Source organism: Sphaerospermopsis reniformis, assembly GCF_005402885.1.
In the GTDB taxonomy this organism is placed as follows: Bacteria; Cyanobacteriota; Cyanobacteriia; order Cyanobacteriales; family Nostocaceae; genus Sphaerospermopsis; species Sphaerospermopsis kisseleviana.
Genome location: NZ_BJCE01000009.1, coordinates 1 through 26,051, shown reverse-complemented (window position 1 = coordinate 26,051; position 26,051 = coordinate 1). Strand labels below are relative to the sequence as shown.

General features: G+C 39.8%; 16 protein-coding genes. 12 read left to right on the top strand and 4 right to left on the bottom strand.

What is annotated here, in order from left to right:
• Positions 1 to 12 precede the first annotated feature (12 nt).
• Together FFR48_RS02485 and hslO are read right to left on the bottom strand one after the other, a co-directional pair.
• The gene (locus FFR48_RS02485) at positions 13 to 2,115 is read right to left on the bottom strand and encodes a coiled-coil domain-containing protein (RefSeq protein ID WP_137666258.1); all 2,103 of its coding nucleotides are present in this window, start codon (positions 2,113 to 2,115) and stop codon (positions 13 to 15) included.
• 160 nt (positions 2,116 to 2,275) lie between these two features.
• Positions 2,276 to 3,181 carry an Hsp33 family molecular chaperone HslO gene (hslO, locus tag FFR48_RS02480; RefSeq protein WP_096566784.1) on the bottom strand — a complete coding sequence of 302 codons (906 nt, stop codon included), beginning with the start codon at positions 3,179 to 3,181 and terminating at the stop codon, positions 2,276 to 2,278.
• 181 nt (positions 3,182 to 3,362) lie between these two features.
• Between hslO and FFR48_RS02475 the strand changes: the two genes are divergently transcribed.
• The 5 genes from FFR48_RS02475 to FFR48_RS02455 all read left to right on the top strand — a co-directional run bounded on the left by FFR48_RS02475 (position 3,363) and on the right by FFR48_RS02455 (position 9,761).
• A complete protein-coding gene (locus FFR48_RS02475) occupies positions 3,363 to 3,749 on the top strand; it encodes a hypothetical protein (RefSeq protein ID WP_137666257.1) in 387 nt (128 codons plus the stop codon).
• 1,157 nt (positions 3,750 to 4,906) lie between these two features.
• Positions 4,907 to 5,296 carry a hypothetical protein gene (locus FFR48_RS02470; RefSeq protein ID WP_137666256.1) on the top strand — a complete coding sequence of 130 codons (390 nt, stop codon included), beginning with the start codon at positions 4,907 to 4,909 and terminating at the stop codon, positions 5,294 to 5,296.
• 161 nt (positions 5,297 to 5,457) lie between these two features.
• Entirely contained in the window at positions 5,458 to 6,978 is a 1,521-nt protein-coding gene (locus FFR48_RS02465) for an efflux RND transporter periplasmic adaptor subunit (protein WP_137666255.1), read from the top strand.
• A gap of 32 nt (positions 6,979 to 7,010) precedes the next feature.
• Positions 7,011 to 8,192, top strand: a complete 1,182-nt coding sequence (locus tag FFR48_RS02460; protein WP_137666254.1) for an ABC transporter permease — start codon at positions 7,011 to 7,013, stop codon at positions 8,190 to 8,192.
• A gap of 54 nt (positions 8,193 to 8,246) precedes the next feature.
• Positions 8,247 to 9,761: a TolC family protein gene (locus FFR48_RS02455; protein ID WP_137666253.1), complete on the top strand. Its 1,515-nt coding sequence runs from the start codon at positions 8,247 to 8,249 to the stop codon at positions 9,759 to 9,761.
• A 67-nt stretch (positions 9,762 to 9,828) separates the two neighbouring features.
• Here FFR48_RS02455 and FFR48_RS02450 read toward each other — a convergent pair whose 3' ends face one another.
• Both FFR48_RS02450 and hisD read right to left on the bottom strand, forming a co-directional pair.
• Positions 9,829 to 10,257: a universal stress protein gene (locus FFR48_RS02450; RefSeq protein WP_137666252.1), complete on the bottom strand. Its 429-nt coding sequence runs from the start codon at positions 10,255 to 10,257 to the stop codon at positions 9,829 to 9,831.
• Between the two features lie 560 nt (positions 10,258 to 10,817).
• Positions 10,818 to 12,119: a histidinol dehydrogenase gene (gene hisD, locus FFR48_RS02445; protein ID WP_096566775.1), complete on the bottom strand. Its 1,302-nt coding sequence runs from the start codon at positions 12,117 to 12,119 to the stop codon at positions 10,818 to 10,820.
• 746 nt (positions 12,120 to 12,865) lie between these two features.
• Here hisD and rpsT point away from each other — a divergent pair.
• From rpsT to FFR48_RS02410, 7 genes are all read left to right on the top strand, one after another.
• Positions 12,866 to 13,159, top strand: a complete 294-nt coding sequence (gene rpsT / locus FFR48_RS02440; RefSeq protein ID WP_096566773.1) for a 30S ribosomal protein S20 — start codon at positions 12,866 to 12,868, stop codon at positions 13,157 to 13,159.
• Positions 13,160 to 13,248: 89 nt separating this feature from the next.
• Complete coding sequence (locus FFR48_RS02435) at positions 13,249 to 14,037, top strand: TatD family hydrolase (protein ID WP_137666269.1); 789 nt, start codon at positions 13,249 to 13,251, stop codon at positions 14,035 to 14,037.
• Positions 14,038 to 14,860: 823 nt separating this feature from the next.
• Positions 14,861 to 18,223 (top strand): DNA-directed RNA polymerase subunit beta, encoded by a 3,363-nt coding sequence (gene rpoB / locus FFR48_RS02430; protein ID WP_137666251.1) that lies wholly within the window; start codon positions 14,861 to 14,863, stop codon positions 18,221 to 18,223.
• 87 nt (positions 18,224 to 18,310) lie between these two features.
• A complete protein-coding gene (locus FFR48_RS02425; protein WP_137666250.1) occupies positions 18,311 to 20,188 on the top strand; it encodes a DNA-directed RNA polymerase subunit gamma in 1,878 nt (625 codons plus the stop codon).
• A gap of 82 nt (positions 20,189 to 20,270) precedes the next feature.
• Positions 20,271 to 24,443: a DNA-directed RNA polymerase subunit beta' gene (locus FFR48_RS02420; protein WP_137666249.1), complete on the top strand. Its 4,173-nt coding sequence runs from the start codon at positions 20,271 to 20,273 to the stop codon at positions 24,441 to 24,443.
• 554 nt (positions 24,444 to 24,997) lie between these two features.
• Positions 24,998 to 25,543 carry a GIY-YIG nuclease family protein gene (locus FFR48_RS02415; protein ID WP_137666248.1) on the top strand — a complete coding sequence of 182 codons (546 nt, stop codon included), beginning with the start codon at positions 24,998 to 25,000 and terminating at the stop codon, positions 25,541 to 25,543.
• 46 nt (positions 25,544 to 25,589) lie between these two features.
• Positions 25,590 to 25,931: a Dethiobiotin synthetase gene (locus FFR48_RS02410; protein ID WP_096566765.1), complete on the top strand. Its 342-nt coding sequence runs from the start codon at positions 25,590 to 25,592 to the stop codon at positions 25,929 to 25,931.
• The last annotated feature ends 120 nt before the right edge of the window (positions 25,932 to 26,051 follow it).

Below are 26,051 nucleotides of genomic sequence, written 5' to 3'. Positions count from 1 at the left end.
ACCCATTACCCATTACAAACCATTACCAGTTGATGATGGAGATGATTGTATTTCCGGTGATGGAGTAGGTAATGACTCCAGCGATGATGTAGGTAATGTTGTAGGTGATGTACGAGGAATGAGGAATTGTCTCCAAGTTCTAATTTGTAGTTGGGCATCTCTGTAAGCAGAACTACCACGAGGAATCAATCTAGCAGTTTCAATACTTCTAGGAATATCAAACTCGCTTTGAGAACGTGCCATTTGTAATATTTGCTGACCCCATTGATCAATAGCCACGTTAACATCCATGCGTAAAATGTTACGGTTGGAAACTCGATCAGCTATGCGGATGGCCTCAGCTAAAGCTTCTGGTGTGCCAGCAATAGCCACTTCTCTGGCTTTTTTCCAGTTTTCTCTCGCCCTAATTTGTTCTTGCCAAGTATCCACTGATGCTTGTGCTTCACTAGCCAGCGCCCTTCCTGATGAAGCGATTTTTTGTGCTTCCCTAATCGCAGTAGTTAAATCACCACTTTCAGCAATAATTCGTGCTTGATCTAAATAAGGTTGGTCTTGAATACGCTGAATTTTAGCCGTCCAACTGCGGATTTTTTTCCGTGCTTCTGGATATAATGCACGACCAGAGCGAATTTGACTAGCTTCTGCGATCGCAGTTTGCAAGGAAGTAATATCTTCTAACAAAGCTATTTGTTCAGCACGGTCTAAATAAGGTCTGTCTTCAATAGTTTCTACTTGGGACTGCCAGCGATTCATCTCCTGTCTAGCTTCTGAAGCGCGGGGGTTGCTATTGGGAATCATCTGAGCTTCAGAAATGGCTGCTGTTAAATCATTGATTGTACCTTGACTAGCTAGGGTTCGCGCTTTTTCTAAACGAGTCACATCTTCTATTTCTAGTTGCCAGCGGGCAATTAATTCTTGTGCTTTAATATACACTTCCCTAGAAGCATCAATTTGTTGAGCTTGGGAAATGGCGCTCTCTAAACCAGCAACCGTACCTATCCAAGCACTTCTTTGGGCTTCACCCAAAACAATAAAATCATCAATTTCTGATTGTAATTCAGCAATAGGCGGAATTTTTCTAGCAATTTCTAATGCTGTATCCGCATCTTGCCTATCCATGCGAGATTGTGCCAATTTCAGTATCTTGCGCCCAAATTCAGGAATTAATTCCTGAGCTTTTTGATATACGTAACTCTCCGACTTAATCGACTCTACCAGCTTGATAGCTGCTAGAATATCATCCACTGAGGCACGTTTTGCTAAACCTTCAGCTTTGTCAAGTTTATCACCATCTTCCCTTGCTGTGACAATGATGCGATTTAGTTCATCATACTTGGTAGTTGACCAATATTGATTGTTGATGCGGAGCAGTTTAGATGACAGCATAAAAGCTGACTGCCAGCGTCTTTCTCCCAGTTCTTTTAATGTTTCGTCATAGATTTCTTCTGCCTTAGACCAGGTAGACTGCCATTTAGTAATTTGCTCTTCTACAATATTACGAGCTTCTAAGTCTTCAGGAATTTGTCGAGCCGTGGCGATCGCTTCTTCTAAATTCCCGGATTGGAAACTTTCCTCAGCCAGCTTTAAAATATCCCTTGACCATTCCTCCAACAAACCATTAATCTGTCCCCTGAGTGGGTGATTTTCTGGTAAGTCTCTCACCAGTGCGATCGCTTGCAGTAAGTCGTTCACATTCTGCTTAGAAGCAGCCAGGGAAGCACAGTGTAAACGTACAGACGCACTAGCTAAAGGCCAAAATATTTTTGGGCAATTTGGCGCTGATGGAAGTTTTAGCAGCATCGACATTGATATAAACCCGATACCGCTAGGAATCAATGTTAATAAAATTGACCACATCACCCAGCTTTTCATCCAGCTTGGCAATTTTACCCATTTTTTATTAGTATCAAAAGATTCCTTTGAATAGTTTTCTATAGGTAATCCTTCTGAATTGTTATCTTGTTGCTGCGTCACTGATTTAAAGTTAGAACCAGTAGGAGGGACACCAGATGATTGAGTTGTCCCGACTTCTGGAGTTCGGGACAATCTTGTATTAGGATCTGGTTTTCTGGCTCTGGTTGGAGAACAACTGTCTGAAATATCCCGATCTGTCATCTCTCACACCAAAGTAATTGAATAGCAGTTCTGATGAAACTGATTATTCCATTTTTGCCATAGTAACTTTCTTTCTCATCATTAAAAAGCTATTTTTTTCATTTTTTATCTTCCTCCACAAATACCATTTATATGTTTGGGCTTTAGTAGTATTTCACACTTATTCTGAAACAGAAGTTTCCCTTTGTAAATCAACTATTAATTGTGCTAGATTATCACCATTTGCTTGATAAACATTGCCACAAAAATCACAAGTAGCTTCCGCACCATCGTCTTTGAGAATCATATCTTGCAGTTCTGCTGCTCCTAGCATTTTCAAAGCTCCCAACACCCGATCAAAAGAGCAACCACAGTGGAAGCGCAACATTTGACTTTCTGGAAAAATCTTCAGATCCATATCTCCCAGCAAATCATGAAAAATCTCTGTTAACGTCTTCCCAGCTTGCATCAACGGTGTAAACCCTGATAAAGCAGATACTCGTGATTCCAGGGTTGTGACTAAAGCTTCATCTCTAGCAGCTTTAGGCAAAACTTGGATTAATATCCCTCCTGCCGCAGTCACTCCTTCTGCTCCTACAAACACACCCACAACCAAAGCCGAAGGAGTTTGTTCTGAATTTACCAGGTAATGAGCCACATCATCACCAATTTCTCCCGAAACAAGTTCTACTGTACTAGAGTAAGGATATCCATAGCCGATATCTCGAACTACATAGAGATAACCACTACCTACAGCACCCCCCACATCTAACTTACCTTTAGCATTGGGAGGCAATTCTACAGATGGATTTCCTACATAGCCCCTGACTGTCCCATCTAACCCGGCATCTACCAATATACCACCCAAAGGACCATCACCCCTGACCCGGACATTGACCCTAGAGCCTGGACGCTTCATACTAGAAGCCATCAGTAAACCTGCTGACATTGTTCTTCCCAGTGCTGCTGTAGCTACATAGGAAAGCTTATGGCGTACTCGTGCCTCCTCTGTTAAGCGTGTGGTAATCACTCCCACCGCTCGAATACCCCCATCCGCTGCTGTAGCCCGTATTAATTTATCTGCCATGAAAACTTTTACAATTTTTAACAAGATGACTTTATATATTGTAAGTTTTTCAGGGAACAGGGAACAGGTGACAGGTGACAGGTGACAGTAAGAAGGCAAGAGGCAAAAGGCAAAAGGCAACAGTTTATTTTTTCTTCCCAATTACCAATTACCAATTACCAATTACCAATTACCAATCACCATGCTAGGTACTTTTCAACAAAGCCAACTGCGAATTGAAATTGAAGCATCCGCTGATGCTATTCACGATAGTTTATTAATTCCTGCACAACTGGAAAAATGGCTACCAGGTCAAAGTTTTTCTCCGGGAATGCCAGAAAAGTTAACTTCGGGTTTTGATTTTACTACTTCCACTGGACCTGTGAAAATTCATCATCATGTAGATGTAGCGAAAAATAATTGTTTGCGCTTGTTACTGAGTGGGGGTATTGATGGTTTTCATGAGTGGTACTGGGGGGAAGGTTGGGTCCAGTCTCGTTTGGAAGGTGTGTCAATTTTACCTTTGAATTTGGGTCAGACTGTATCTTTACTGAGTTTACGGGAGTTTTTGCGGGGTAAAAAGGGGTAAGAAAGTTTTTTATGTTCACGCAGAGGCGCAGAGTCGCAGAGAGTTAAAGGAGAAGTTTTTTGTGGGGTGAGTCAAACGCTATCTGACTCACTCCGTTAGCAATTACAATTTTGATTATCGGATATAATTAAAAGCGAATAATTTCTTTTTGATGAACTTATTCAAAATACATATCTATTCCATGCGATGCGATCGCTCTTGGTTTTTAGATAAGTTTCAGTTATTTAAAACTAAAAATAGTTTAGTATTTCATAACTTCCAAAATTTCCTCCTTTATATTTTCTTAATAATTAATTGAGAATTATTTTTATTTATCAACGGTATTGCAATACTTTTAGCGATCTGCTATGATTTAGGAGAATTTGTAATTTGCCTTATTGTACCTATTTTTAATACGGCGTTTACAGCAGGGAATTTCAAACCTTTACCCAGTAACTATTTCAGAACTCTCATAACTGAACATCTGAAAAAAATCTGAGCAAATTATCCAGTTTTCCTGACAAGAGCGTTGAGTATTTTTAATGTTGTTATTTGCTGGTTATAGTTTTGGGTATTGACAAATTAGATGTTTTGTGATGTGTAAGCTGTTTGAGGAAGAAGAGATAGGAAGTAAAGAACCTCACCGAAAAATCACGATACATTTTTATGCTCACGTCAAGACGCTAGTCCGTTAGGATATGTAGTAGGGGACTAAATTCTTCTGGTTATCTGAGTTAAACATCAAAATATCTTATGACTCACTTTAATATCATAGAGTTTAGTCAACTTTTCAGTATTTTTACGGTTAATTACTAATGGGTTGCGATTATTTATAATTTTACGTTAATATAGCGCGATAATGTTAAAAGCGATACTTGTTTTCCTCCTGATGCAAAATCCCTCTCAACCCTAATATTTACTAATTATTCACAGCTTCGTACTTATGATAGTAGATGCTGTTTATTCGTAACTTATTTTACTTGATTATCTAATTTATAGCCTTTGTTTCATTTCACTTTAATTTCATAAATCTGTGATTTTTATGAAGATGAGATGATTTTAGGTTGGGAAAATTACAAAGCAAATACTAGTGTTTTCTTTTACAAATAAGCAATACTGTACAACAGCGTATCTGCGTATATGCAAAATATTGTGCAATTAACATAAGGAATTGTGGCATGAAATTTTTAAACCTGATCCATCTTTCTGTAAAAGCTAGTAAATTTTTTCCGGTATTAGTGCTAGGTAGCATATCAGCACAATTATTTGCAAAGATTCCTGTACAAGCACAGGTCACAGCGTCCTCTCCTGTCTGTGGAACTAAAGCTCCTTCTGGTAAAGTAGTCACTGGTTATTTTTATAGTCAAAGCTGTAGACCATCTTGGTCATGGGATATCTCTTTTACTCCTAATGCTTCTGTAGTAAAAACGCCAGTATCAGGAATGACAATATGTGGCTCTCAGGCACCTGTAGGTTATAGAGTCACTAGAAGTACATATAGCAATCAATGTGATATTTGGTTTAACATATCTCGCAGGAATAATGCTGTTGTTATTACTAAGAATTAGTTAAAAGTAGGTTGGGTTGAGGAACGAAACCCAACAAACTAACAAATATTAATTGCTGTTGAGTTTTCCCACGGTAAACCCAACCTACAAATTATGATACATTCTTGTAGAGACGTTACATAAAACGCCTCTACTTTTACTATTTTTATACATAAAAAATAATGAAAAACCTTAAACTTCCACCAGGTTTTAAATTATTAACCATTTCCGCAGGTTTAACAATTATTACCTTTACAGGATGGTTAATTTTTGCTTTCTTCATCAAAACCAACACCCAAACCATACCCGTGAGAATGGTGACAGTCACTCAAGACACCGTAGAAGATAAAATTACCGGGGAAAGTTGCATATTAAAATTAGATAATCAAAGAAATATCAAATCTCCGATAACGGGAACAGTTGAACAAGTCTTAGTCAAACTGGGAGATAACGTTAAAAAAGGACAAACATTAATTCGTCTGCGAGATACAGAATCACAAATTAAATTACAAGAATTTGCGTCAGATTTAAAAGATAAACAATTACAACTCCAGGATAAACAATCATCTTTCAAAAAAGCCTACAATAAATTATTAGAAACTCAACAAGAATACAGAAATATTCAAAATACCTATATTAATGATATTAATCGCAAAAAAGATGAAAAAGTCCGCGAAATTCAAAAACGTCAATTAGAAGTAACTAAAAAACAACAATCATTAACTACTCAAGAAAATAATTTAAAGGAAGCAAAAGTTAAATTAGAAGAAAATAAACAACTTTTTGCTAAAGGATTCATTTCCGAAACAGAACTAAAAGAACAAGAAAAAAAAGTTGCCCAAACAGAAACTGATGTAATTAATGCAAAAGATGAATTATCTTTAAGTAACTTAGATTTAGAACAACAGAAGTTAGAATTACAAAGTTTTTGGCAAGATGTCAGAAATAACAAATCTGAACCACAACAAAAATTAAAAGAAGCTAAATCTAAAATTGAACAAGCGCAACAAGAACTCAACCAAGCAAAATTAGCAGTAGATCAAACATTAAGAGAAATAGATAAACTGAAAATACAACGTCAGAAAATCGTTGAAGAATTACGCAAGACAGTTATCACTTCTCCTATGGATGGTGTTATTCTCAATTTGCAAGCAAAAGTAGGTGATGTGATTGAAAGTAAAGGAGATATTTTATTAATTGGTGATCCTAGTCAACAAGTTGTAGAATTAAAATTATCTCCTTTAGACGCAACAAAGGTTAAACTTAGACAACAAGCAGAAGTTAGTATTGTTGGTTTTCAGTCTCAAAAATTAACCGGTAAGGTTCAACAAATATCTTTATTAGCTGGAGATAGCCAAAATAATAATCAAGGTACAGATAATGTTAAAGTTACAGCAATTGTGCGTTTAGATCAAATTAATAGAAATATTGTTCCGGGAACTCTGGTAACAGTTGCTTTGATTATCTCTCAACGAAATAACGTTGTAGTTATTCCTAGTGAGGTTATTCAACAAAATGATTCAGAAACCTTTGTTTGGATGCGAGACAAACAAGGTAAAGCTTTTAAAAGAATTATCAAAACTGGGTTACAAGGTTTAGAAAATATAGAAGTTAAATCCGGTTTAAAACCCGGTGATGAAGTTTTGATTCCTAGTTTAGAAACTCCCTTAAATGAGGGTGATCATGTCATGATCAAAATGTAGTGATATCTAATGAATTTAACATATTTACACCAATGAACATCAATGATTTATTATCCTTAACATTTAACTCTTTACGCAGTAACCCCTTACGCTCTTTCTTGAGCAGTTTAGGTGTGTTTATGGGGGTATTTGCTGTGAGTGGAACATTACAAGTAAGTGATATTGGGAGAATATATTTAAAAACACAATTACAAAAAATGGAATCTCCGCAAATTTCTATTGATTCACCTTATAATTCAATCACTTATCAACAAGAAAAATATCAAAACCAAGATTTGGAATGGTTAAAAACCAGGTTATCCGGTTGGAAATATATTGCTCCTGTGCAAAATGCTGGGAATGATGCTATTTTCTTCGGAAATCAAAAAATAAATGTAGAAAGTCAAGCAGTAACACCAGAATATTTACCTATTTCGGGAAGAAAATTAATTGCTGGTAGGTTTTTCACCAGTAATGATTTACAACAAAATCGCTCGGTGGTTGTCATTGATCAACTATTATCACAAAAATTATTTAAAGGTAAAAATCCTCTGGATAAAATGATTTATTTTCAAAATAAGTCTTATTATATTCAAGGTGTTATCCAAACCAGAAAAACCAATTCTTGGAGTGAAGAACAAGGTTTGATATTAATTCCTTTGTCTGTTTATCAATCTTTGAAATCAAGTCCTTTTTTTGAGAGAATTACCATTACTCCCAAAGATTCGGAAAATATAGAACAGTTGCAAAATCAAGCACTGAATCTTTTAAATAAAAGATTCCCTAATTTAGAGATTTACGCATTTAGCAATATTGAAGATGTGAAAAGTCTAGAAAAAGTTTTAAATGGTGTGACTATTATTTTGTTACTGATCGGTGGTATTGCTTTATTTGTTGGAGGTGTAGGAATTGCTAATATTACTATAGCATCAGTTGTAGAACGTACTTCGGAAATTGGTTTAAGACGCGCTATAGGTGCAACTCAAAAGCATATTTTAATTCAGTTTTTACTAGAAGCAACTTTTATTAGTATGACAGGGGGAATAATTGCGATCGCAACTGTACAAGGAATTACTATTGTTGCTGTAACTCTGTTAAATTTACCCTATCAATTTGTGTATCAAACTCCTTTAGTTTCTCTTGGTGCTGCTATTATGGTAGGTATCATTTCTAGCTTTTTACCCGCACTGCGAGCGAGTAAGTTAGATCCCGTTGAAGCTTTACGCTCCCAATAATATTTTAATATTTTTGGATTTCTTTATCTCCACCCAAGATCCATAATCTAGATCATGAACATGAAACATTTATTATTTAAAACATCATCTTTATCACTATTATTAATTTTCCTATTTCCCAGTTTAGGAAAATGTCAAAACTTACCTAATCAACCAATATTAATACAATCTAATCCTGATTTACAATTACTTTTAAATAATTCGAGTCAGGAGTTACCTTTAAAGCTTGCTGATGCTGTTTATTTAGCTTTACAAAATAATCGAGATTTAAAAATTGCCTATCTACAACGGATCTTAGATCAAAAACAATTAGCAGAAACAGCATCTCAATTTAATCCAACCTTTACCCCTCAGCTATCTTTAAATATGAATAATAACCAAAATGGTAGTAATAGCAATAATAATATAACTGCCGATTTAAGTGCTAGTTTAAATTGGAAAATTCCTACAGGTGGTAATCTTACTTTAACATGGCAAGGACAAAATCAATTATTACGTAATAACTCTTTAGATATTTCCTCGGAAAGTAATACTTTAAGTCAAAATCTTAATTTTAATTTCAGTCAACCTCTATTAAGGGGTTTTGGTACAGGGTTAAATACTCTGAGTATTCAAAGAGCAAGATTGACGGAAAATGCAAATGTCTTAAATTTGAAAAATACGATTTCTCAAACAATTACTAATACAATAGTTAGTTATAGAAGTTTGTTGTTAGCTCAGGAAAGATTGAAAATTGAACAATTATCTTTCGCTAATGCTAAAAAAGATTTAGCCAGATTACAAGCTTTGTTTGAATTTGGGAGAATTCCTAAAAATGATTTAGTTGAGCGTCAAGCTGATATTGCTCAACAAGAGGTAAATTTATTAAATACACAAACTAATTTAGAACAAGCAATTTCAGATTTAGTTAAAATTATAGATTTACCCATTAATAAAAAACTCGTTGCAGTAGAAAAACCCCAACCTCCTACCAGTTTAAATTTACCTACCTTTGCAGAAATGCTAGAATTAGCAAAAGCTAATAATAGTGGTTATCTCGCTGCTATTAATGCTGTGGAAAATGCAAAATTTGGAATCACCGAAGCAAAAAATCAACAACAATTAGATTTAAGATTAAACTTTGGTTATGGTTTTAATAGTGCTAGTAATACTCAAGATACAAATAATCTCAGTTCATCTTTAACATTAAGTCGTGAGTTTGGTAATCTCAGTCAAGATAATGCTGTTGCTAAAAGTGAGATTAATTTACAAAGTGCTAATTATACTTTAGCAAAAACTCAAGATAATCTTAATGAAGAATTGAAAACGAGAAATCGTAATGTTAATGATACTTTTACGCAAATTAACTTAGCACAGGAAGCGCGAAAATTAGCAGAAGCTAGAGTTATTAATGCTAAGGAAAGAATGCGGTTAGGTAGTAATATTTCTATGACGGATATTATTAATTTTGAAAAAAGTTTAGTGGATGCTCAAAATCAAGAATTAAATGCAATTATTAATCATCTTAATAGTATGACTCAATTAGAACAGTTTTTGGGAATTACTCTCAATCAATGGTTAAAAAATTAAAATATCAGGGTTTAGCATTACTAAACCCCTACTACATTCTTAATTATGAATTATGAATAACTACAAATTACTTCCCCGGTTTCACCACCAACACTGAACAATGCGCTTCTTCCATTACCTGAGTGCTAACAGAACCCTGAACAATTCTATTCATCCCCGTTAACCCGCGACTACCAATAACCACCAGATCAGCTTTGTAAATATTGGCCAGTCTAATAATTTCCTCCGCAGGTTCACCAGTTACTAATTCTAACTCGCTTTGAACTGGTAATTTTTCCTGGTAGGATTGCAACTGCTTTTCTATCTGGAAATAAGACAACTTTGGTGAGTCTGGATGAGGACGATCAGCGGGTAATTCTATTTCTGCCTCTGGTGCGGGAAATACATGACAAAGAACAACTTTGGTGTTTGCGGACAGCACCAAATCACCTAAAGTTTCAATTACTCGTTCCGCAATTTCCGAACCATCCAGAGCTACTAAAATAGTTTTTAACACCGCTTTTGTCTCCTCAAAAGTAGACCCCTTAAATTGTCACATTAAGAATTTTCTTGGTTTGAACACCAACAATTTTCTTAATTTGACACTCTGCGGTCTAAAGACACGCAGATTCTTTAAGACTTGCTCAAAAGGGATAGTCAATTATCCCCCTACGCGCTCAAAACAACTACCAGTACGACAGGTATTGCAATTGCGCTTACTTTTATGTTTTTTTGCTTTCCGAGTCCATCAAATTTTGGCGGTATTACACTCCATATTTGCCTTTGCTTGTTTACCCAGGCTGCGGTCAAATGCCGAGACGAGATAAATCAGGGGTTTCTCCTGATCAAAATACTTCTTCGTGTAGATGGTTGTTCCTACTCGCAGTCCAATCGTATCATATTCGCGGCGAATAAATTCGCCGTTGGCACTTCCTCCACTGTAAGACAGCCAAGTGGCTTCCGTGCCTTTGAGCGATTTTCTTGTGAACTTTAGTTTGCTAAAATTACAAACTTTCTATTTTTAATTATGGAGTAGCTGCCGTCAACCGCACTCAGTAAAAAAATAAGCGTTCTCAATTACTCTTCTTCCTGTACTCGCCTTCGTACTGAATCAGCATGGGAAGGCAAACCTTCCGCTTTCGCTAAAGTCTCAATTGCACCGGCGACTTTCTCCAGTGCGGTTGGTGAGTATTGGATAATACTAGAGTGTTTAAGAAAAGTTTCTACACCCAAGGCAGAAGCATAACGAGCAGCACCGGAAGTAGGTAAGGTATGGTTTGGACCTGCTAAATAGTCACCTACAGCTTCTGGTGTGGAATTACCCAGGAAAATAGCCCCGGCATGACGAATGTGAGAAATTAAAGTCCAAGGATCTTCAACTTCCAATTCTAGATGTTCAGGTGCAAATTCATTGGAAAATTCTGCCGCTGCTTCTAAAGATTCGACAACAACAATTAACCCATAGTGAGCGATCGCTTTTTCTGTATCTATCCGTCTGGGATGATCTACCAGTTGTCTATCTACTGCTGCCTGGACTTTTTTCGCTAAACCCGCATCTGTGGTTAACAAAATCGCCGCCGCCATTGGATCATGTTCTGCCTGAGCTAACATATCCGCAGCAACATGGGCAGGATTAGCCGTTTCATCGGCAATAATTAGCACTTCGCTCGGTCCTGCTAAGGAATCAATGCCCACAGTGCCGTAAACTAGTTTTTTGGCCAAGGTGACATAAATGTTACCTGGTCCGCTAATGACATTCACTTTAGGAATTGTTTCCGTACCGTAGGCTAAAGCAGCGATCGCTTGAGCGCCACCAATCCGATAAATTTCTTCTACTCCAGCTTCTTGGGCAGCCACCAAGACTGCTGGATTGATTGCTTTACCTGCTCCTGGTGGTGTTACCATCACTATACGCGGTACACCTGCTACTTTAGCTGGTATCGCATTCATTAGCACTGTACTGGGGTAAGAAGCTCTACCTCCAGGGACGTATAAACCTGCCCGATCTACAGGAGTATAGCGTTTACCCAGTACCACTTCATCATCGCCAAAGTGTACCCAGCTTTTTGGTACTCGCTGACGGTGAAACGCTTCAATTTGGCGACAAGCCCGCTGAATAGCTGCCAACAAATCCTTTGATACCTGTTGGTAAGCTGCATCCAGTTCTGAACCTGTCACCCTCAGTTCTTCTGGTTGCAAGGTTTGATGGTCAAATTCGGCAGTGTAGTGCAGTACAGCTTTGTCGCCTTGGCGCTTGACTGCTTGCAACACTTCACGTACCGTTGCTTCTTTGTGAAGCACCTGTTCATCGTGAGTACGATCGCAGATACGTTGTAGTTCGGATATAACGTCTGCCTGCTGAGTAATAATTCGCAGCATGGAGTAGTAAGGACAATGCCAAAATTAGAATTTTCCTGTTTGATCATTAGTCTGGCTTTTTACCCTGAGGATATCAAGCTTTTCCTAACTCTCTTCTCTAGCTTAACCTGCATTCTTTTGATACTCCCAGGATGGCTACAGATATTTTACTTGCATAATAAGAATTTAATGATTTTATACTCACTAAAAAGCAGGTTAGATGCTGGGAGTAGTTGCGTTGGCAATTTAATTTATTTATAGGTAACTTATTCTAACCTATTTCCCCGTCATGAATATACATCCAGGCCTATTATTTTCCTACTCGGAGGCAGGAGGCAGGAGGCAGGAGGCAGGAGTCCGTTTTTATCAGGTTGATTTATACCCGCTACCAAAACTTTTGCCCTTCAAAAGCGTTAGCATAGCGGGACGAAGTGCGGTTTGAGATCCGATTGTTTCGATAAATGAGACGGCAGCGTAAGTGGCCAGTTATGGTTTTAAAGGTTAGAAAATGGGAATTACCAGAAGCTAAACAGATATAGATACAAAAATCCCATATATTTCACTGGAAATTGATTGTTTATCCTGACTCCTGACTCCTGACTCCTGAACTTCTGCCTCCTGCCTCCTGCCTTCTGCCCCCTGCCTCCTGCCCTAACATCCCACCGGAAAATTTTTCTGTGAAATTATAACATTGGCAAATTTTGTGCTATATTAGTAAGTCTAGTAGTGTGTGTACATATTAATTAATAGTTTTTTTGGAACTGACTGTGGCGAATACAAAATCAGCACTTAAACGCGCCCAAATCGCAGAACGCAACCGACTGCGTAACAAAGCATATAAATCAGCAGTAAAGACGCTGATGAAGAAATATTTGGCTGCGGTGGAAGCCTATGCAGCTAATCCTACTCCTGAATCAAAACAGGTAGTAGATACTCGGATGTCAGAGGCTTACAGCAAAATTGACAAAGCTGTCAAGCGTGGTGTGCTGCATCCTAACAACGGAGCTAGAAAAAAATCAAGGTTAGCACAAAAACTCAAACCACTGACACAAACAGCATAGAAGTCATTAGTCATCAGTCATTAGTCATTAGTCATGAACTAAGAGATTAATGACTTAACCAAACCCCATCAATGGTTTCTGACTCCATCATGCAATTAATAGACACCCACGTACATCTGAACTTTGACCTTTTTCAACCAGATTTAGCAGCAGTGCGATCGCGTTGGCAACAAGCCGGAGTAGTGCGTTTAGTCCATTCCTGTGTTCACCCAGAAGAGTTTGCCAGCATTCAAGCATTGGCACAGGAATTTCCTGAAATCAGCTTTGCAGTGGGTTTACATCCTTTAGATGCACATAAATGGCAGGATCAGACAGCAGAGAAAATCAAAACTCTAGCCAGTGCTGATCCTCAAGTAGTAGCGATTGGGGAAATGGGGCTGGATTTTTACAAGGCCAATAACCAGGAACAACAGTACAAGGTATTTGAGGCACAATTAGCGATCGCCGCAGAACTGAACTTACCAGTGATCATCCATTGTCGGGATGCCGCACCACAGGTCAGAGAAATACTGCAAAAATGGCGGGAAACACAAGGGGAAAAAGTACGGGGAGTAATGCACTGTTGGGGAGGAACACCAGAAGAAACTCAATGGTTTCTGTATTTGGGCTTTTACATCAGTTTCAGTGGCACTGTCACCTTTAAAAGCGCGAAAACAATCCAAGCATCAGCGGCCATGGTGAGTAGCGATCGCTTGCTCATAGAAACAGATTGTCCATTTCTAGCACCCACACCCAAAAGAGGCGAAAAACGCAACGAACCAGCTTATGTAGGTTATGTAGCTGAACAAATAGCCAAAATTAGGGGAGAAACAGTAGAGGCGATCGCCCATCAAACCACTGCAAATGCTTGTAGGTTATTCGGACTGTCAATAACATAAAATTAGCTATCAGTCAGTCGCCAAAATTCAGAAAAACTGAAAACTGATAAAAAACCAAAATTCAGACTTTCGGAGGACAAAACTGTGCTAATATTATTCCCTCAAAAACATTTTACTTGCGTCATAATGATAAAGGAAGGGAATTTTTAACTAGCTGCTGAAAATTACTGTTAAATGCTAGGTATAAAATATATCTAGTCAATTACATGGTGGTGAATGTTGATCAACACAAAATTCAAGGACATCTAAAAATATCTCTACAAGCAGATGCTCTCAATAAATAACAAACCCTGGAAGCCTAGTTTGATATGGAATTGTACACAGCAGCGGATTTTTGTGTATTGAAATATAGAAAATTATTAAATTTTTGACTTAAAAGCCTTGTGACAAAAAAACAGCAAAAGAAATCCATCCTGATTCCCAGCCAACACTCGCGGATTCTTCATTGTTTTTGGGTTCTTACTGTGAGTATAGATGAGGTCCCTAAAAGATACAACAGTATGGATGCGGAATTAATGAACAGGCTGTGTGAAAGAACTGGAGAGAGAAAAACCAAGAAAAATCAGCAAGATATAGACCATCTAATCTTGTTTCAAGATTTAGCACACAGACTTTTTCCATCCTTACTGATACTCAGAGGCGCTTAACCACTTGTCAAAAACACCAATTACAGATTTAATGACTGCAAAACAGTAAAGAGTTGGCAGCGTCAGGAGAAGTTACTCAACAACTTGCTCCCCACAAAGTGAGAGTCGGAACACCACAGCAGGGTTTCCCTGCTCGATCCAAGCGAAAGTTTAACCAGGTTGACAAAGGTAGAGGCATGACAAACGAAACATACATGGAACCAGCCTTTCTGTTGCCAGACTTGATTGAAATCCAGCGTTCAAGCTTTCGCTGGTTTTTAGAAGAAGGGCTAATAGAAGAGTTGAACTCATTTAGTCCGATTACAGACTACACAGGAAAACTAGAACTGCACTTTATCGGACAGAACTATAAACTCAAAGAGCCTAAGTATAGCGTTGAAGAATCCAAACGTCGGGACAGCACCTATGCAGTACAAATGTATGTCCCTACCAGACTGTTAAACAAAGAAACAGGTGATATTAAAGAACAAGAAGTATTTATAGGTGATTTGCCCTTAATGACAGATCGGGGAACGTTTATTATTAACGGAGCCGAACGGGTTATAGTCAACCAAATCGTGCGATCGCCAGGAGTTTATTACAAATCAGAAATTGACAAAAACGGGAGAAGAACCTATTCTGCCAGTTTAATCCCCAACCGGGGGGCATGGCTAAAATTTGAAACAGACCGTAACGATTTAGTGTGGGTACGCATCGACAAAACCCGCAAACTATCAGCACAGGTACTGCTCAAAGCATTAGGATTATCAGACAACGAAATCTTTGATGCCCTACGCCACCCAGAATACTTCCAAAAAACCATAGAAAAAGAAGGGCAGTTTTCCGAAGAAGAAGCCCTGATGGAGTTATACCGCAAACTACGTCCCGGTGAACCACCCACAGTCTTAGGAGGACAACAACTCTTAGACTCCCGCTTCTTCGACCCCAAACGTTACGACTTAGGCAGAGTTGGTAGATACAAACTCAACAAAAAACTTCGCCTTTCCGTACCCGACACCATGCGCGTCCTCACTCCTGGGGATATCCTAGCCGCAGTCGATTACCTGATCAACCTAGAATACGACATTGGTAGTATTGACGACATTGATCACCTTGGAAATCGCCGAGTTAGAAGCGTAGGTGAACTCTTGCAAAACCAAGTCAGAGTAGGATTGAACCGTTTAGAGCGCATCATTCGGGAACGGATGACCGTATCAGATGCTGAAGTTTTAACACCAGCATCCCTAGTTAACCCCAAACCCTTAGTAGCAGCAATCAAAGAATTCTTTGGTTCTAGCCAACTGAGTCAGTTCATGGATCAAACCAACCCCCTAGCGGAACTGACCCATAAACGCCGACTCAGTGCTTTAGGTCCTGGTGGTTTAACCAGAGAAAGAGCCGGCTTTGCTGTACGGGATATTCACCCTAGCCACTATGGACGTATCTGCCCCATCGAAACCCCAGAAGGACCAAACGCAGGGTTAATTGGTTCATTGGCTACCCATGCCCGTGTTAACCAATATGGATTCTTAGAAACACCATTTAGACCAGTAGAAAACGGACGAGTGTGCTATGAAAAAGCCGCCGTCTACATGACAGCAGACGAAGAAGACGATCTACGGGTAGCACCAGGAGACATTCCCGTTGATGAAAATGGCCACATCATTGGACCCCAAGTACCGGTACGCTATCGCCAAGAATTTTCCACCACCACACCAGAACAAGTAGACTACGTAGCAGTTTCCCCAGTGCAGATTGTTTCCGTAGCAACCAGCATGATTCCTTTCTTGGAACACGACGACGCGAACCGGGCATTGATGGGTTCTAATATGCAACGGCAAGCAGTACCTTTACTGAAACCAGAGCGTCCTTTGGTGGGAACAGGTTTAGAAGCTCAAGCTGCTAGAGACTCTGGAATGGTAATTGTTTCTCGCACCGATGGCGATGTAGTGTATGCAGATGCTAACGAAATTCGCGTCAGAGTCCGAGAGAGAACAGGTGACAGGTTACAGGTGACAGGTGACAGCGAAGAAACTTCCTCTTTCCCAGTTTCTAAACCCCAGGAAATTAAATATGTCCTGTCTAAATATCAACGTTCTAACCAAGATACCTGTTTAAACCAAAAACCCCTGGTTCGCATTGGCGAGAAAGTGGTAGCCGGACAGGTGTTGGCAGATGGTTCTTCTACAGAAGGGGGAGAACTAGCACTAGGACAAAACATTGTTGTTGCTTATATGCCTTGGGAGGGCTATAACTACGAAGACGCAATTTTGATTTCTGAACGGTTGGTACAGGATGATGTTTACACCTCTATTCACATTGAAAAATATGAAATTGAGGCCAGACAAACTAAACTTGGACCAGAGGAAATTACCAGAGAAATTCCCAACGTGGGGGAAGATGCTCTCAGGCAATTAGATGAACAGGGAATTATTAGAATTGGCGCTTGGGTAGAATCTGGTGACATTCTAGTGGGAAAAGTGACTCCTAAAGGTGAATCAGACCAACCACCAGAAGAAAAACTGCTACGGGCGATATTTGGAGAAAAAGCCCGTGATGTACGCGATAACTCCCTGAGAGTTCCCAATGGAGAAAAAGGGCGGGTGGTAGATGTGCGTTTATTCACCAGAGAACAAGGTGATGAGTTGCCACCAGGGGCAAATATGGTAGTGCGGGTGTATGTAGCACAAAAACGCAAAATCCAAGTTGGCGACAAAATGGCAGGAAGACATGGGAATAAGGGGATTATTTCCCGCATCCTGCCAGCAGAAGATATGCCTTACTTGCCCGATGGTTCACCGGTGGATATTGTGCTGAACCCTTTGGGTGTACCTAGCCGGATGAATGTGGGGCAGGTGTTTGAATGTTTGTTAGGTTGGGCTGGTCAAAACTTGGGAGTGCGGTTTAAGATTACTCCTTTTGATGAAATGTATGGGGAAGAGTCTTCCCGCCGCATTGTGCATGGCAAGTTGCAAGAAGCCAGGGATGAAACAGGGAAAACTTGGGTATATAACCCTAATGACTCTGGGAAAATTATGGTTTATGACGGACGCACTGGCGAACCTTTTGACCGTCCGGTAACGGTGGGTGTAGCTTATATGCTCAAGTTAGTGCATTTGGTGGATGATAAAATTCACGCCCGGTCTACTGGTCCTTATTCTCTCGTTACTCAACAGCCTTTGGGTGGAAAAGCTCAACAAGGTGGGCAAAGATTTGGAGAAATGGAAGTGTGGGCTTTAGAGGCTTTTGGCGCTGCTTATACTTTGCAGGAATTGTTAACAGTGAAATCTGATGATATGCAAGGTAGAAATGAGGCACTTAACGCCATTGTTAAGGGTAAAGCTATTCCCCGTCCAGGTACTCCTGAATCTTTCAAAGTGTTAATGCGAGAATTGCAATCTTTGGGTTTGGATATTGCTGTGCATAAGGTAGAAACCCAAGCAGATGGTAGTTCTTTGGATGTGGAAGTTGATTTAATGGCGGATCAAGGTTCTCGCCGTACTCCTCCCCGTCCTACCTATGAGTCACTTTCCCGTGAGTCTTTGGAAGAGGAAGAATAACAATTGTTGGCGATGAATTGGATAATTAACAATTGAAATTTATCGGTTGTTAATTATCAATTATCAATTATCAATTATCAATTAATTATGAGATCGATTCAATCTAATCAATTTGACTACGTAAAAATCGGTATAGCTTCACCAGAACGTATCCGTATTTGGGGTGAACGCACCTTACCTAATGGTCAAGTAGTGGGTGAGGTAACAAAACCAGAAACCATTAATTACCGGACTCTGAAACCGGAAATGGATGGTTTGTTTTGTGAACGAATTTTTGGACCGGCTAAGGACTGGGAATGTCATTGTGGTAAATATAAACGAGTGCGTCACAGAGGAATTGTTTGTGAACGCTGTGGTGTGGAGGTAACAGAGTCACGGGTGCGACGGCACAGAATGGGTTTTATTAAACTAGCCGCTCCTGTTGCCCATGTGTGGTATCTCAAAGGCATTCCTAGTTATATCGCCATTTTGCTGGATATGCCCCTGCGGGATGTAGAGCAAATTGTTTATTTCAATTCTTATGTGGTGTTAGCTCCTGGTAATGCAGATACTCTCACCTATAAACAATTGTTGACTGAAGATCAATGGCTGGAAATTGAAGATGCAATTTATAGCGAAGATTCCCAACTGGTGGGGGTAGAGGTAGGTATTGGGGCTGAGGCACTGCTGCGATTGTTGGCTGATATTAATTTGGAACAGGAAGCGGAAAATCTGCGGGAAGAAATTAATAACGCTAAGGGGCAAAAACGGGCGAAGTTAATTAAACGATTGCGGGTAATTGATAATTTTATTGCTACTGGTTCTAAGCCGGAGTGGATGGTAATGTCAGCTATTCCGGTGATTCCGCCGGATTTGCGCCCAATGGTGCAGTTGGATGGGGGAAGATTTGCTACTAGTGATTTAAATGATTTATATCGGCGGGTGATTAATCGGAATAATCGCTTGGCGAGGTTACAGGAAATTCTGGCACCGGAGATTATTGTCCGTAATGAAAAACGGATGTTGCAAGAAGCAGTAGACGCATTAATTGATAATGGTCGCCGGGGGCGGACAGTAGTAGGAGCAAATAACCGTCCTCTCAAATCTTTATCAGACATTATCGAAGGTAAGCAAGGACGTTTCCGGCAGAATTTGTTAGGTAAACGGGTGGACTATTCTGGACGTTCTGTGATTGTAGTAGGTCCAAAGTTGCAGATTCACCAGTGTGGACTACCCAGGGAAATGGCTATTGAACTGTTCCAGCCCTTTGTGATTAATCGGTTGATTCGTTCAGGGATGGTCAACAATATCAAAGCGGCGAAAAAGCTGATTTCTCGCAATGACCCCAGTGTGTGGGATGTGTTGGAAGAAGTGATTGAAGGGCATCCGGTGATGTTAAACCGAGCGCCTACGTTGCACAGATTAGGGATTCAAGCTTTTGAACCAATTTTAGTAGAAGGTAGAGCTATTCAACTCCATCCCTTAGTATGTCCAGCATTTAACGCCGACTTTGATGGCGACCAAATGGCAGTTCACGTGCCTTTGTCCTTGGAAAGTCAAGCAGAAGCCCGGTTATTAATGTTGGCATCCAATAACATTCTTTCCCCAGCAACCGGTAAACCTATTGTCACCCCTAGCCAAGATATGGTGTTAGGAGCATATTACCTGACAGCAGAAAATCCCAACGCTACTAAAGGTAAAAACAGCTTCTTTGCTTCCTTAGATGATGTGATTATGGCTTATCAGCAGGATCAAGTAGACCTACATTCCTATATTTACGTGCGGTTTGATGGAGAGATGGAAACCGGACAGCCGGATAATGAACCGCAGGAAGTTGTAGAAAATGAAGATGGCAGCCGGACTTTGTTGTATAAGTTCCGTCGTGTACGTGAGGATGCCCAAGGAAATTTAATTTCTCAATATATTTACACTACTCCTGGAAGAGTAATTTATAACAAAGCGATTCAGGAAGCATTAGCAAGTTAATCAATTAACAATTGACAATTCCCCATTGTCAATTGTCAATTATCAACTGTCAATTATCAACTGTCAATTATCAATTATTAAGATGACTGAAAAAATGATTTTTCGTAACCTTGTTGTTAATAAAGGTCAACTGAGAAACTTAATCGCATGGTCATTTACCCATTACGGGACGGCTCGGACTGCAGTAATGGCAGATAAACTTAAAGACTTAGGCTTTCGTTATGCCACCAAAGCCGGAGTTTCCATCAGTGTTGATGATTTAATGGTTCCCCCCTCTAAAAAATCCCTCCTAGAAGCAGCAGAAGCAGAAATTCTCAGCACCGAAGAAAGATTTAAACGAGGAGAAATCACAGAAGTTGAACGTTTCCAAAAAGTAATTGATACCTGGAACGGAACCTCCGAAAGTCTCAAAGATGAAGTAGTGACATACTTCAAAAAAACCAACCCCCTCAACTCCGTATATATGATGGCATTCTCAGGAGCCAGAGGAAACATCTCTCAAGTACGGCAATTAGTAGGAATGCGGGGACTAATGGCTGACCCCCAAGGGGAAATTATTGACTTACCCATTAAAACCAACTTCCGAGAAGGATTAACCGTTACAGAATATATTATTTCTAGTTATGGAGCCAGAAAGGGATTAGTTGATACAGCATTAAGAACCGCCGACTCCGGATATCTCACCCGGCGATTAGTCGACGTTTCCCAAGACGTGATTATTAGAGAATTTGACTGTGGCACCACCAGAGGTATTCCTCTACGGGATATGACAGATGGGGCTAAAGTATTAATTCCCATTGGGACAAGATTAATGGGGCGAGTAGTAGCTCAAGACGTAATTCATCCCACCACAGGAGAAATGCTGGCACCACGAAATACTCCGATTTCTGACGACTTAGCAGCAGAAATTCAAGAGGCAGGAGTCAAAGAAGTTATAGTGCGATCGCCCCTCACCTGTGAAGCAGCCCGTTCAGTATGTCAACACTGTTATGGTTGGAGTTTAGCACACGCCAAAATGGTAGACTTAGGAGAAGCAGTAGGAATCATCGCCGCCCAAAGTATTGGCGAACCAGGTACGCAATTAACCATGCGGACATTCCACACCGGAGGAGTATTTACCGGAGAAGTTGCCCAACAAGTGCGAGCAAAAGTTGAAGGTACAGTAAAATTTTCTCGTAAATTAAAAACCCGTCCCTATCGTACCCGTCACGGAGAAGATGCCCTATATGCAGAAACCAACGGCACCATGGTTTTAGAAACCAAGGGAGATAGAGAAAATCAAGAAATTTCCATTACCCAAGGTTCAACCTTATATATTAACCCGGGACAACAAGTAAAAATTGCCCAATTAATAGCAGAAGTAGCATTAGGCGGTAAAACCACCAGAGCAAACACAGAAAAAGCCGTTAAAGACGTAGCAACCGACCTAGCCGGAGAAGTACAATTTGCCGACGTAGTAGCAGAACAAAAAACCGACCGACAAGGTAACACTACCACCACAGCAGCCAGAGGAGGATTAATTTGGATTTTATCTGGAGAAGTGTATAACCTACCACCAGGAGCAGAATTAGTAGTAAAAAATGGAGATGCGATCGCCTCCAATGGAGTTTTAGCAGAAACCAAATTAACCACCGTACATGGTGGAGTAGTGCGACTGCCAGAAGCTATCCCCGGAAAAGCCACCAGAGAAATTGAAATCATCACCGCTTCCGTAATATTAGATCAAGCAACAGTAACAGTTCACAGTTCCCAAGGGAAAAATAATTACCTAATTCATACAGGACTAGGGACTGGGGACTGGGGACTAGGGACTGGGGAAGAGGGAGAGCCCTTCGACACCGCTCAGGACAAGGATCAAAGTTTTTCCCAATCACCAATCACCAAATCTCAAACCTTTAACCTCCGTGCTACCCCCGGAACAAAAGTCCAAAATGGTCAAGTAGTAGCAGAATTAATTGACGACCGTTATCGCACCACCACAGGCGGCTTCTTAAAATTTGCCGGCATCGAAGTTCAGAAAAAAGGTAAAGCCAAATTAGGCTATGAAGTAGTAACAGGAGGAACCCTATTATGGATACCAGAAGAAAGCCATGAAGTAAACAAAGATATTTCCTTATTGTTAGTAGAAGATGGGCAATTTGTAGAAGCTGGCACAGAAGTAGTCAAAGACATTTTCTGTCAAACCAGCGGCGTGATAGAAGTTACCCAGAAAAACGACATTTTGCGGGAAATAGTCATCAAACCTGGTGAACTGTTAATGGTCGATGATCCAGAAACAGTAATTGGTATAGATAACACCTTTATCCAGCCCGGTGAAGAATTTATGGGAACAGTAGCCACAGAACTGCGATATATTCAGTATGTGGAATCCCCCGAAGGACCAGCCCTACTAAGTCGTCCAGTAATAGAATTTGACGTACCAGCCCACCCTGACGTACCCTCCACAACCTCCATCAGTCAACAAACAGGCAGATCCATTCAACTACGGGCATTACAGCGTTTACCCTACAAAGATGGAGAACGAGTAAAATCCGTCGAAGGAGTCGAACTACTGCGGACCCAATTAGTATTAGAAATTGAACAAGAAGGAGAACAAGACCATACTTCACCCCTAGCAGCAGACATTGAACTAGTAGCAGATAGTGAAAACGCCGACATTCAAAGATTGCAACTAGTAATTTTAGAATCCTTAGTAATTCGCCGAGATATTGCCGCAGATGCCACCCAAGGCAGTACCCATACTACCCTAGAAGTAGAAGATGGCATCACCATAGCACCAGGAGCAGTAGTAGCAAGAACACAGATATTGTGTAAAGAAGGAGGAACAGTACGCGGTGTCAAGAGAGATACAGAAGCAGTGCGTCGTTGTTTAGTCCTGCGAGAAACTGACATGATCACCGTAGAAACTACCACAGCACCAAAAGTGAAAAAAGGTGATTTGTTAGTAGAAGGAACAGAAATTGCCCCAGAGGTACTAGCACCAGAATCAGGACAAGTAATTTCAATCAAAGCAAGTGACAGTAAAGGTGACAGTTCCCAATCACCCATCACCAATCACCCATCACCAATCACCAATCACCCATCACCATACACCATTACCATTCGCGTTGGTCGTCCTTACCGAGTCAGTCCCGGAGCAGTATTGCAAATTGAAGATGGAGGACTAGTACAACGAGGTGATAACCTAGTCTTGTTAGTGTTTGAGCGAGCGAAAACCGGAGATATCATCCAAGGTTTGCCAAGAATTGAAGAATTATTAGAAGCTCGAAAACCCAAAGAAGCTTGTATTTTATGCCGTCGTCCAGGAGAAGTAAAAGTCGTTTATGGAGATGGAGACGAAGCATTAGGAAGAGAAGCTTACGCTATTAAAATCTTAGAAGCCGGTGGTAGCGTTACCGATTATCCCCTTGGACCGGGGCAAAATCTGATAGTTCCCGATGGTATTCATGTAGAAGCTGGACAACCCTTAACCGATGGACCATCTAACCCCCATGAGATATTAGAAATATTCTTTAGTTTGGGTTCAGAAGATGGAATCTATGCCTGTGCTAGTCATGCCTTACAAAAAGTACAAAGCTTTTTAGTAAATGAAGTGCAAATGGTGTACCAGTCCCAAGGCATTGATATTGCAGATAAGCACATTGAAGTAATTGTCCGGCAAATGACGAACAAAGTCCGCATTGATGATGGTGGAGACACCACCATGTTGCCGGGTGAATTAGTAGAATTGCGCCAAGTAGAACAAGTAAACGAAGCAATGTCCATCACAGGCGGTGCAAAAGCGCAGTATACTCCAGTATTGTTAGGAATTACCAAAGCATCCTTAAATACTGACAGCTTTATTTCAGCAGCCTCCTTCCAAGAAACAACCAGAGTATTAACTGAAGCAGCCATTGAAGGTAAATCTGATTGGTTACGGGGTTTGAAAGAAAATGTAATCATTGGGCGATTGATTCCTGCTGGCACTGGTTACAACACCTATGAAGAAACCACCACCATTGAAGACTATGGTACTGATTTAGGTACTGGGGTTTTAGATGAAGTAGATGATTCACTGGATATGGTTTTAGACGACCGCACCGCTAAATTATACAGCTTAGATTCTTCTGACTTAAGTGATAGTAGTTACAGCAGTAGACGGGGTGACAGGCCTATTTATGACGACGACGATTTAATTGCTGATGAAGTGATTGCAGATGTTGAAGAAGAAGAAGAAGAATACGAAGAAGAAGACGATGATTATGATGAAGAATAAAACCGAAAGGTAATTTTTAGAAAAAGCAAATGTAGGGGTTTAGCAATACTAAACCCTTTCTTTATTTCCAAAACTTACGCAAAATATCTCTCAAACCCTCTTTCCTTCCTGTCCTTCGTTCCTACCCCTGCGAAGAACACCTCCAGCGAACGTAATTCGGGTTTGCTGAATAAACCTAAAACCTTGATATATCAAAGGTTAGAGGCTGATAAACACAGAAATTAGTGCAAGGGTTTTGAAGGGTATACCGGAAAAAGTGTGCATTTTTTGGGATTTCAAGAGATGGCAAAGAAATTTTCAAATCTCCTCCTGACTCCTGACTCCTGACTCCTGACTCCTATGCCCTCACGGAAAGACTTTCTCAGCAACCCCTAATTCATTCCTCCATAACTTGTGCGTAAATCCGAATTTCTTTTGCATTTTTCCTTAGCTTTTAAGCCAACCAAGACCTTTAAAACATCCTCTAAAACTATCCCCAATTCCCAATTCCCTGATGCTTGACTGTTTGCACACTTGCTGCTTTACTAAATTAGTAAATCATACATTTAATAAAGATGACTACAGAAATTGATATTCCAGCTTTAAATACTTTAGAATATGTCACTTACATTGACGAAAATGGAGAATTACCAGCACATTTTCAGGGGAAAATAGGAGTCTATGCTATTTTTGACAAAGATAAAATTCTGCAATTCGTTAGTTATTCCCGTGATGTTTATCTTAGTTGCAAGCAGCATTTAGTCCGTCAACCAGAAAAATGTTATTGGTTAAAAGTTCACACAATTGAACGCCCTAACCGCACGATTTTAGAAAAGATTGAAAATACTTGGATTGTTGAAAATGGTAGCCTTCCCTTAGGGAATGGAGAAAACAAAGAAAAATGGACTAATCCTATAAATACTCAAGCATTAATGACAGATGAAGAAAAAGCTAATTATCAAAATCCACTAATTGATGAATCGTCGAAAAGTAAAATCATCAAAAATGTAGCTCGGCGAATTGAATCAGAAATTTTAGCAGTTTTAGAATCAAGAGGATTAAAAACTCAAATGCGTTTTCATCCTAAATTAAAAGAAGAAGGTTTACTAGATTTAAAATAATTGATAATTATCAATTATCAATTATCAATTATCAATTATTTCCCCTATGAACTACGAAATAGCGCGAAAGTTACTTATAGACCAAACAGCAAATGAAGAAAACCCAGATGCTTTGTTAAATCGTCTCAAACAAGGAAAACCACCAGTACCAGGTCAAATTACCTCTGTTTTATTAGCCTTAAAAATTGTGTTTGAAGCTCTAAAAGATGCTCATAGCTTAGATAAAGAACTAGCATTAGCTTTATATAAATTAGGTATTAGAGCTTTGCAGTTATTTGCTACAGGATCTAAATCTGGAGTTGAATGGCCACCACTGCTAAAAGAAGATTTACAACGCATTTCCCGATCCGCTGAAAGTATCTTTTCCGGTAAATGGGAAACTATTTAGGGTTTGCTGAATAAACCTAAAACCTTGATATATCAAAGGTTAGAGGCTGATAAACACAGAAATTAGTGCAAGGGTTTTGAAGGGTATACCGGAAAAAGTGTGCATTTTTTGGGATTTCAA

Bases quoted from the DNA above. Each gene is read 5' to 3' on its own strand.
- FFR48_RS02485 (WP_137666258.1), bottom strand. From the start codon at position 2,115: ATGACAGATCGGGATATTTCAGACAGTTGTTCTCCAACCAGAGCCAGA.
- hslO (WP_096566784.1), bottom strand. From the start codon at position 3,181: ATGGCAGATAAATTAATACGGGCTACAGCAGCGGATGGGGGTATTCGA.
- FFR48_RS02475 (WP_137666257.1), top strand. From the start codon at position 3,363: ATGCTAGGTACTTTTCAACAAAGCCAACTGCGAATTGAAATTGAAGCA.
- FFR48_RS02470 (WP_137666256.1), top strand. From the start codon at position 4,907: ATGAAATTTTTAAACCTGATCCATCTTTCTGTAAAAGCTAGTAAATTT.
- FFR48_RS02465 (WP_137666255.1), top strand. From the start codon at position 5,458: ATGAAAAACCTTAAACTTCCACCAGGTTTTAAATTATTAACCATTTCC.
- FFR48_RS02460 (WP_137666254.1), top strand. From the start codon at position 7,011: ATGAACATCAATGATTTATTATCCTTAACATTTAACTCTTTACGCAGT.
- FFR48_RS02455 (WP_137666253.1), top strand. From the start codon at position 8,247: ATGAACATGAAACATTTATTATTTAAAACATCATCTTTATCACTATTA.
- hisD (WP_096566775.1), bottom strand. From the start codon at position 12,119: ATGCTGCGAATTATTACTCAGCAGGCAGACGTTATATCCGAACTACAA.
- FFR48_RS02435 (WP_137666269.1), top strand. From the start codon at position 13,249: ATGCAATTAATAGACACCCACGTACATCTGAACTTTGACCTTTTTCAA.
- rpoB (WP_137666251.1), top strand. From the start codon at position 14,861: ATGACAAACGAAACATACATGGAACCAGCCTTTCTGTTGCCAGACTTG.
- FFR48_RS02425 (WP_137666250.1), top strand. From the start codon at position 18,311: ATGAGATCGATTCAATCTAATCAATTTGACTACGTAAAAATCGGTATA.
- FFR48_RS02420 (WP_137666249.1), top strand. From the start codon at position 20,271: ATGACTGAAAAAATGATTTTTCGTAACCTTGTTGTTAATAAAGGTCAA.
- FFR48_RS02415 (WP_137666248.1), top strand. From the start codon at position 24,998: ATGACTACAGAAATTGATATTCCAGCTTTAAATACTTTAGAATATGTC.
- FFR48_RS02410 (WP_096566765.1), top strand. From the start codon at position 25,590: ATGAACTACGAAATAGCGCGAAAGTTACTTATAGACCAAACAGCAAAT.